Origin of the sequence: Colwellia sp., assembly GCF_013215345.1 — a bacterium.
In the GTDB taxonomy this organism is placed as follows: Bacteria; Pseudomonadota; Gammaproteobacteria; order Enterobacterales; family Alteromonadaceae; genus Colwellia.
In genome coordinates, this window is record NZ_JABSOV010000133.1 from 1 (window position 1) to 9816 (window position 9816).

A 9816-nucleotide genomic window follows, 5' to 3' on the forward strand; every position below is an offset into this window, starting at 1 on the left:
ATCGCCCAAGTGCTTGCCATTTATGATGTTGAAGCCAAAACCGTGTTCACCTCTGCAGGTATTGATATCTCAGATGATGGCAATAGTCGTATTCCCATGGATAAAATGGCAACTTTATGGAAACTCGCGGTACAAGAGACAAAAAATAATGAATTGGGTTTAGTGGCAGCGTCATTATTTCAACCAGCTTATTTAAAAAGTATTGGCATGGCCTGGCTTGCCAGTGCTAATTTAGAAGACGGTTTAAAACGCTTTATTGCCAGCAGCCAACTTATCAATACCGCTATGCAAATTGAGTTGACTGAGCAGGATGGTGAAAACGGTGAGGAAATATTAATTCAGTACCAAAAGCGCCTAAAACTAGAAGAACAAATAAAAATTCATCATTGTTCTATTGAACTAGGTATTGGTTTTTTCTTAAAGATGTTTCGTTTGGCGGCGGGTAAAAACATTCCTGCGACGGGCGTTTACTTCACCTTTGTCATTGATAAAAGCAAACAAGCTTATGAAGACTATTTTCAATGCCCTGTTTATGGTAACCAGGCAGTTAATGGCATTTCATTTTCTAAAGCCCTGTTAACCGAAACACTACCAACCCACGATGCTGAGTTAGTGGTAATGAATGAAATGGTTATCAACAAGCACCTTGCCTCTATGGCAAATGGCGATACTAGTGCTAAAGTGATTAAGATAATTAATGAGCTATTACCCTTAGGCTGCCCAACAGAAGAAACCCTAGCTTATAAATTACATATGAGTAAACGCACATTGCAGCGAAAATTGAGCCAAGAAAAACAGTCATTTTTGACGCTACTGACCTCAGTACGTTTAATATTGGCCAAGCAACAATTAGCCATCAACAGTATTTCTATTACCGAAATCACTTATCAGCTAGGTTATAGTTCACCCAGTACTTTTGCCCGGGCTTTTAAAAAACATATCGGTGTTTCTCCGGTAGAGTTTCGTGCACAGCTTGAAGACAAGCAATAGTCTTATTTCCTGTAGTACCCATTTCAAATAGCACTACTTGCAAGTAAACACTGCACATAAAAAAGCCGCTCCATATAAAAAATAAGGAGCGGCTTTATCTTGCTTAGCAATCGAGCTGTTCAGTTCAAGTAGAACAGCTCAAATCAGAACAGTTCATTTAGCTTAACTTTCATTGTCTTTAGTTGACGCTTGCGATTTGCTTTGAGCTTTATCAAAGCGCTCTTCCCAAAACGTAGCATTGGTAATGCCTAACTTTTTTGGATCAAAAGTATAGTTTTTTACACCGGCTTTTTGTTGCGCCTCGTAATCTTTTAGTGCCTTTATCGCAGGTTTAGCCATAAAGAAAATAATAAGAATACCAATAATATTAAGCCATGCCATTAAACCAACACCAATATCACCCATGCCCCAAGCTGCACTAGGCTGAGCTACTGTGCCGTAAAATACTGCTGACATAAGGATGACTTTTAAAACAAATCTTAAAGCAGGAATTTTTATGGTTCTGTTGATATAAGAAACATTGTTTTCGGCAATAAAGTAATAAGCAAGTATGGTAGTAAAAGCAAAGAAAAATAACGCAATGGCAATAAATGGTTTACCAAAACCCGTTAACACGCTATCGACAGCAATCTGAGTAAATGCTGGGCCGCTAATCACTACATCTGCAGCAAGGTTCTGCACAATAAAAGTGCTGCTACCTTCAGGCAAGACGTTATAAGATTGAGTAATTAAAATCATAAAAGCAGTAGCAGAACAAACAAACAAAGTGTCAATATAAACAGAGAATGCTTGTACTAAACCTTGTTGTGCTGGATGCTCAACTTCAGCTGCAGCCGCCGCATGTGGACCAGTGCCCTGACCTGCTTCATTTGAATAAACACCACGTTTAACACCCCAACCAATTGCAGCACCAAAACCCGCCATAGGTGTGAATGCATCTGTGATTATTGACATGAATATACTCGGTAAAATATCAATGTGCATACCAATAATCACACAAGCAATAATGATATAGGCTAACGCCATAAATGGCACCACAATTTGAGTAAAGTTGGCGATACGTTTAACGCCACCAAAAATGATAAAGCCTAGGATAAGCACAAAAAAGCTCGCGGCATACACCTAAGTTAAGGCTATCTCGCCTAAAAATGAAGGGACTGTGCCGCCGGTACCAAACACATTGACTAATGCATCACCAATACCATTGGACTGAACAACAGGTAATAACACACCACAGGCGACGATAGTTGAAATAGCAAAAATCCATGCATACCATTTTTGCCCCATGGCTTTTTCAATGTAATACGCTGGACCACCACGGTAGACCCCGTCTTCTTCTTCTTTATAAATTTGTGCGTTGGTTGATTCAATGTAAGCGGTGGCTGCACCAAAAAAGGCCACAACCCACATCCAAAATACAGCACCCGGACCACCAAAACCAATGGCAGCGGCAACACCGGCAATATTACCGGTACCAACACGACCAGATAACGATACGGCTAGCGCTTGAAATGATGAAATGCCCTTCTCTGAGCTTTTACCCGAAAGCAACAAACGAATCATTTCTTTAAATTGACGTACTTGTACAAAGCGGGTGATTATTGAGAAAAATAAACCAGTACCTAAACACAAGTATATAAGCGCGGGGCTCCAAATGATGGCATTGATACTATTGACAAGATCTTGCACAGTTAACTCCTTTGATTGTTATTGTTTTATTAAATATTTTATAAATCTTAATTTATACGTTATGGCTAACTCCCTAACCATCAACGCTTTTCTTTGATAAAGAAAAGGCGAAGACCTTAATATGCTTCATATTAAGAAATTCGCCTAGTGCTTATTCATCTATTACTTATTTACGTAAGTCATCTACCATATGATAAACGCCTGTTAAGAAATCTCGTCCTAACAAACTACTGCGTTCATCAGACCAACCAACGCTGTAATCAGGTAGCAGGTCATTATCTTTAAATGGCATTTCAATGGTATAAGCTAAACACTTAAATTGATTACCAACCCAGTTAGTGCCTACCGTTGGTAATGCTTTACCTGGTTCATCTTTATCATAACCACGTTCATCTTGAAATTCTGGTGTGATAGCAACCATAAATTCTTTAAATTTATCTTCTAATGCTTTATGGCGGGCATCGTAATTTACAACACCTTCACAGCCAGCAACAAAGTTTACCGGTAATGCTTCATCGCCATGCACGTCAAGGAACATATCGACACCAACTTCGAGCATTTTTTCACGAACAAGGAAAACTTCTGGGCTGCGATCCATAGTAGGCTCTAACCATTCACGGTTAAGATTAGCGCCAACAGCATTCGTACGTAGATTACCACGGACACTGCCATCTGGATTCATATTAGGCACAATATAGAAAACGGCCTTGTTTAATAAAGCGCGGGCAACACCGTCATCTTCATCAAGTAAGCGGTCTAACATGCCTTCAACAAACCATTCAGCCATAGTTTCGCCTGGGTGTTGACGAGCTGTGATCCAAATATTACGTTTGCCCTCACCTTCTTCACCGATTTTCAGCAAAGTCATGTCACGACCATCAAGGGTTTGACCAAGTACTTGTAACTGACAATCAAGATGCATTTGCGCGTTATGAATTAAGTCTTGATGACGTTCATAGCTGTAAGGTGCAAAGTAGGCGAAATATACTGAGTCATATTCAGGCGTTAACGTAATAGTAAGCTTTTCACCATCATAATGCGTTGGCACGCGGAACCAATGTTCACGATCATAAGAAGCAACGGCTTGGTAATCTTCCCAGCCTTCTGTATAAGCAGATTTACCGGCATTGTTTAAATGCATAACATGCTCTAGGCGATCGCCATTAGCCGTTAAGTCAGTTTGCAGTTTAAAGTGAAACCATTGGTAAAAATCAGACTGGTTGTCTTTTTTTATTTCTAGTTGAATGTTGCTTGCATCAGATGCATCAATAACGCGAATGTTGCCGCTGTCGAAATTGTCAGTAATTTGCATAATAATTATTTCTTAATTTGCTTGGCGTATTTGCTCAGCATAACGCCAATGAATAATTGAGTAACACAGTGTACACAAACAACTGGCAGATCACTATATAGAACAGCCTAAAAGATTTTATAATGAGCGTAAATAAAGCCCTAATTCTGAAGAATATCCCATAGATTTACCAATAATCACATTTTCTTCATTTAAAACGTAATAACTGGGATATCCGCTGATTTCGAACGTTTGTTTAATAGCTTCATTTCCCAAGGCAATAGGAAAAGTTAATTGATGTTGGCTAGTAAATGCCATGACTTCTTTATTACTGGTAAAGTCCATGGCAACGGCGATCACGTCAAGCTGCTCATTTTTTTGATACAAGGCCTGTAAATTACCTATGCTAGCATGACAAACCTGACACCAAGGCGCGAAAAAATACAAAATGGTGGTCTTACCTTGGGCATTTAACGACACTGTCTCGCCCATCAAGGTCGGTACCTTATCAATATTGACACCTTGATTTGTACTGACAATTTCACTTAGCGGCGTATCAGTTGCTAACATGCTGGTTTCTCGTAAAAAAGAAAGCAGTTGAAAGGCCACTAAAAAAATAATTGCTTGAATAGAAAAGCTGCGTAACAAGGGAATTCCTGAAATAGTTATTGTGTCTAGCTCAATAGACCCGATAAGCTTCAATTTTATTTTTAAAAAACGGCCTACTTTTGTAACCAATTGTGCTGCTAGCCGCTAGAATGATTTTTTTGAATGATTATTATCCTAGGAATATAATCTTTACTTAACTAGCAAATTAGTCCGTGTTTTAAGCTGAAAATCATCGGCTAATATAAACAGCTGTAATTTAAACCGACTAAAATATGATATTCAAAGTGGATTTGTTAATTGAATGTTTATATTCTGTCTCTCGTAGGCGATAAATTAACTGGAGCCATTATGAAACGTTTTATCATGTTATTGTTGTTATTTCCGAGCACCGTATTTGCTGAAGACATTGCTATTGAAGCGGTTATGAAGCACCCAAAGACAATTGAATTATTATCCACAAAACCTTTAGCTAAGTATTGGGTTGAATTTAACCAAATGGAATTAGGTGCTGAATGTGGTTTCACCGGTTGCAAGTGGCGAAAATTGGTATCTTTAATCGTGACTTCTAAAGGAGCCAATGCTTCATCCTCTACGATTATTGCCTTAGTAACTGGCCATAATCCAAGTAATACCAGCAAGATTACCGTCGAATTTGTTGAGTTGACAAAACTCACAAAAGACACAACACAGAAACACTCACAATTATAAAGCATGACACTTTACCTTTAAAAGTAAATCTCCAGCATGATTATCTAGTCCTACCATCGGCTTATCTTTAGCCGTCATTTATCATTATTAACATAAAACCAACGATCCCCCCCCCTTAGAAGCGATCTTTTTATTTAATATTTATGTATAAGAATTCAATATACAAAATAGTCCCCTCATAACTATTTGTATGATTAACAACCAGTTTATTTACGTATACAACATACAATACAGTATCGTAAATATAAACTTACAACGACGAACCAGGTTAATATTTAACCAGAGATTAACATTTTGTTAACTTTAGTAAATTAGTGCTACTTTGAAATGGTCAGTAAACACTGATGATTAAAATTTAAAGGAAGCACTATTTAAAAATATCGTTGAAGTTATAAATCTTCAATGAACAATAAATTTACGGAGTATCAAATGTATAAAAATAATAAAGTTACTAAGTTATCCATAGTGGTCGGTGCAACAATAGCTGCCGCAACCATGAACGTATCAGCAACAACAGTCACGTCCATGAACATCAAAAACCAAACCGCAAATGGCGTGCCCACATTTGTAACTGGTGACCTTGGTAACATGACAGCTAAGTCAGCGGTACAGTCATTAAAAGATATCATTTCAAGTCAAAACGAATTTGGTGCACAAGGCAATGAAAGTTTTACCATACATCGTCAATGGGTTGATGAACTTGGTAAAAGTCATACGCATTTTGATCAGACTATTAATGGCCTTAAGGTCTATGGTACCAGCATGATTATTCATGCTACCCCGAATTTAGGTGCTTTAAATAACGGTAATGCTACCAGTACTATTTATGGCTTAACTGGTCGTCTAGCGCATAACAATGCCATGTCTGTAATGAATAGCATTAGTAATAACAATGGTGCTATAAAAGCACTTGCTGCGGCCAAAAACCTTGGTAATACTTCTGGAACACCAGAGCTCGTTTATATTTATTTGCCATTAAGTGAAGAAACTAAATTAGCTTATCGATTAGAAGTTACTTGGGACAATGGTAATAAAGACTTTGGCCGAGACTTTATCTATTTTGATGCTAATTCATCTGCAGTGTTAACACGTGAACCCCAAGTGCACTCAGCAAAAAATTGGCGTACTCATACACTCAATGGCGGCTCAGCAAATTCAGCACCTGGAACCTTGTTATGTACAAATAATCAAAGTTGTGGCGGTAATGCAGCAGCCCAACGAGCACATGATGGCGCAGCCAAAGTTTATGATTACTACCAAAGTAAATTTGGCAGAGACTCATTAGATAATAACGGTATGACCATGATTTCAAGTGTTGATATGGGCGTGGCTAATGCTTATTGGACCGGCACTCAAATGATGTATGGCCAAGCATCAAACGGTATGAACGACTTTACTGCAGACTTTGACATTATCGGTCATGAATTAACCCATGGTGTGACGGGTAATACCGCTAGACTTGTATACGCTAACGCTTCTGGCGCCCTAAACGAGGCTTGGTCTGATATTTTAGGTCTTTCAGCTGAAGCTTATAAAAACGGCATAACCACTTCAACCTGGCTATTAGGTAATGACCTTTATAATAATCAACCGGGTAAAGCTTTTCGTTATATGAATAACCCAACACAAGATGGTTACTCAAAAGACTGGTGGCCGGAACGTATTCCCTATGTAAGTAACCCAAATAATAATAATGATCAAGGTGGTGTGCATGGCAATTCAGGTATAGCAAATTTAGCTTATGTATTGTTGGTAGATGGTGGTACTCATCCGCGTAATAAATCAACAGCGCAAGTACCTAGTATTGGTATGGCTAAAGCTGAGAAAATTTTCTATCGCGCATTAACCACTTACATGAGCCAAAACACTGACTTTTCTGGTGCAAGAACGGCCACAGCACAATCAGCCCAAGATTTATATGGTACAGCTGAAAAAACTGCGGTTGAAACTGCGTGGTGTGCAGTAGGCGTAGGTACATGTCCTGGTGGGGGCACTACTCCGGGTGTAGAGTTACAAAATGGTATAGCAAAAACCGGGATTTCGGGTACTGCTAAACAACAATTATTTTACACACTAGAAGTACCCGCTGGTGCAACAAATCTAAACTTTAAAACCTCAGGTGGTACCGGTGATGCTGATTTATTTGTTTCATTTGGCGCAAAACCAAGCTTAACCACGCAAGACTGTAAAAGTACTTCCAATGGCAATACTGAATCATGTGATATTACTAATATTCAAGCAGGTACTTATCATGTCATGGTTGAAGCATGGAGTGCTATTAGTGGCGTTAGTTTAACAGCAAGTTTCAGTGATGGTGGCACTACACCAGTTGACGAGTTACAAAATGGTGTCGCTAAAAGTGGTATCTCAGGTACAGCTAAACAACAATTATTTTATACCTTAGCAGTACCTGCTAATGCCACTGATTTAAGTTTCACCACATCAGGTGGCTCAGGTGATGCCGACTTGTATGTTAAATTTGGCTCAAAGCCAAGTTTATCCACTCAAGATTGCAAAAGTACTTCCAACGGCAATACTGAATCATGTGATATTACTAATGTTCAAGCCGGAACTTATCATGTAATGGTTGAAGCATGGAGCGCTATTAGCGGTGTGACTTTAACGGGTAGCTATACCAGTGGTTCAACCGGTGGTAATGATCCCATCAACGATACTTTGAATAATATCTCGGTATCTCAGGGCCAATGGCAACATTACACCCAAGTATTACCTGCGGGTTATTCTAATATGACCATTAACATTTCAGGCGGTACCGGTGATGCTGATTTATACATTCGCCACGGCGCTCAATCAACGTCTACTTTGTATGAATGTCGTCCGTATTTAGATGGCAATACTGAAAGCTGTAGCCTTAGTGCTCCAGCAGCAGGGACTTGGTACATTGATGTTTATGGTTATCAAGCAGTGTCTGGCTTAACGCTAACATTACAAGCGAACCCATAGTTTAAATATTGATAATTCAGAGGAGCATTCGCTCCTCTTTTTTTATCTTTAGTTTGATATACAAGGATTTTTATATGAATAAGTTACTAACAGGACTGTTTTTATTTAGCGGAATTATTTTATCTAATTTTGCCAATGCACAAGCAGAGTCAACTAACAAAAAAGTGTGGATTTCGATTGGTACTGATGCCGCCAAATTAATTGATCGAAAATATCAAAGTATTATTAATTTACAGCACATAGCGAGTGTGGCTAGTGCGAGTTTACCTACCACGACAATTGCCCAACTACCTGAATCACAAATTGATCTATTGAGTGAGTTTATGCATGAGAATTTTAATCGTTGTGGTGGTTTTTTTTACCATGAAAGCTTAGCTGAAGCACAAGCATATACCCAAGCACTGACCCAATCCCAAACACAGTTATCCACTATGGTTGCTGTTAATTACTCAATTGATAATGCAACGACGGTTGATTCACTATTAAGCGAATTAACCGCTAGCAATATCACAGCAACTATTGATAGTCTCGCCAGTTATCACAATCGATATTACACACAACAATCAGGGGCAGACGCAGCTAATTGGCTAAAAAACAAATGGTCGAATATGGCAAGTGAACGTGCTGACATCAGTATCGATTTTTATCAGCATAGCTGGAAACAACCGTCTGTTATCGCCACTATAACAGGCACGACTAACAGTGAAGAAATTGTCATTGTTGGAGGTCACCTTGATTCGATTAATGGTGGTAACCCAAACACAGGGCGAGCACCTGGCGCTGATGATAATGCCTCAGGCATTGCGGTAATTACTGAAACTTTACGGGCTATTATCGCTACCGGTTTTAAACCTCAGCGCACAATTAAAATTATTGCTTATGCGGCAGAAGAAGTTGGACTTAGAGGCTCTAAGGCTATCGCACAAAGTTACAAGGCAGCTGGAAGTAGTGTTGTTGGTGTGGTGCAATTTGATATGACAGCTAACAAAGGCAGTGCCGATAAAGATATTGTTTTCATGACAGATTATACCAACGATGGCCAAAATCAATTTTTAGTTCAGCTTATTGATACTTACCTTCCGGGCATCAGTTATGGCTTTGACCAGTGTGGTTATGGCTGCTCTGATCATGCATCTTGGCATAATGAAGGTTACGCCACCTCAATGCCCTTTGAGTCAAGAATGAATGACATCAACGGTAAAATCCATACTGATAACGATTCTACCTACAATGTTAATCACATAGTTAATTTTACCAAATTATCAATGTCTTATATCGGGGAGCTAGCAAAGGGTGATACCGATAGTACTGGTAACCCCGCTGATGAATTACAAAATGGTGTTGCAAAAACAGCTATTTCAGCTAGTGAAAAGCAACAATTATTTTATACGCTAGAAGTACCAGCCGGTGCAACTGCGCTAAACTTTAAAACCTCAAGTGGTACCGGTGATGCTGATTTATTTGTTAAATTTGGCGCAAAACCCAGCCTAACCACGCAAGACTGTAAAAGTACTTCCAATGGCAATACTGAATCATGTGATATTACTAATATTCAAGCAGGTACT

General features: G+C 38.9%; 6 protein-coding genes and 1 pseudogene. 4 read left to right on the forward strand and 3 right to left on the reverse strand.

Features of this window, described 5'->3' with window-relative positions; genetic code table 11:
- Positions 1-990 (forward strand): AraC family transcriptional regulator (locus HRT50_RS15710; RefSeq protein ID WP_291616183.1); only part of this gene is annotated, 990 nt, incomplete at its 5' end.
- 162 nt (positions 991-1152) lie between these two features.
- On the opposite strand, the pseudogene HRT50_RS15715 reads toward HRT50_RS15710, so the two are convergent.
- The 3 genes and pseudogenes from HRT50_RS15715 to HRT50_RS15725 all read right to left on the reverse strand — a co-directional run bounded on the left by HRT50_RS15715 (position 1153) and on the right by HRT50_RS15725 (position 4618).
- Positions 1153-2679: pseudogene (locus HRT50_RS15715) on the reverse strand (alanine/glycine:cation symporter family protein).
- Positions 2680-2845: 166 nt separating this feature from the next.
- Complete coding sequence (locus tag HRT50_RS15720) at positions 2846-3991, reverse strand: M14-type cytosolic carboxypeptidase (protein ID WP_291616185.1); 1146 nt, start codon at positions 3989-3991, stop codon at positions 2846-2848.
- Positions 3992-4108: 117 nt separating this feature from the next.
- On the reverse strand, positions 4109-4618 hold the full coding sequence (locus tag HRT50_RS15725) for a TlpA disulfide reductase family protein (RefSeq protein ID WP_291616187.1): 510 nt from the start codon (positions 4616-4618) through the stop codon (positions 4109-4111).
- 309 nt (positions 4619-4927) lie between these two features.
- Here HRT50_RS15725 and HRT50_RS15730 point away from each other — a divergent pair, with 309 nt between their 5' ends.
- From HRT50_RS15730 to HRT50_RS15740, 3 genes are all read left to right on the forward strand, one after another.
- Positions 4928-5287, forward strand: coding sequence for a hypothetical protein (locus tag HRT50_RS15730; RefSeq protein ID WP_291616189.1), 360 nt, complete (start codon positions 4928-4930; stop codon positions 5285-5287).
- 429 nt (positions 5288-5716) lie between these two features.
- Complete coding sequence (locus HRT50_RS15735; RefSeq protein WP_291616191.1) at positions 5717-8251, forward strand: M4 family metallopeptidase; 2535 nt, start codon at positions 5717-5719, stop codon at positions 8249-8251.
- Between the two features lie 74 nt (positions 8252-8325).
- Positions 8326-9816: M20/M25/M40 family metallo-hydrolase (locus HRT50_RS15740; protein WP_291616193.1), on the forward strand; the 1491-nt coding region annotated here is incomplete at its 3' end.

Bases quoted from the DNA above. Each gene is read 5' to 3' on its own strand.
- HRT50_RS15720 (WP_291616185.1), bottom strand. From the start codon at position 3,991: ATGCAAATTACTGACAATTTCGACAGCGGCAACATTCGCGTTATTGAT.
- HRT50_RS15730 (WP_291616189.1), top strand. From the start codon at position 4,928: ATGAAACGTTTTATCATGTTATTGTTGTTATTTCCGAGCACCGTATTT.
- HRT50_RS15735 (WP_291616191.1), top strand. From the start codon at position 5,717: ATGTATAAAAATAATAAAGTTACTAAGTTATCCATAGTGGTCGGTGCA.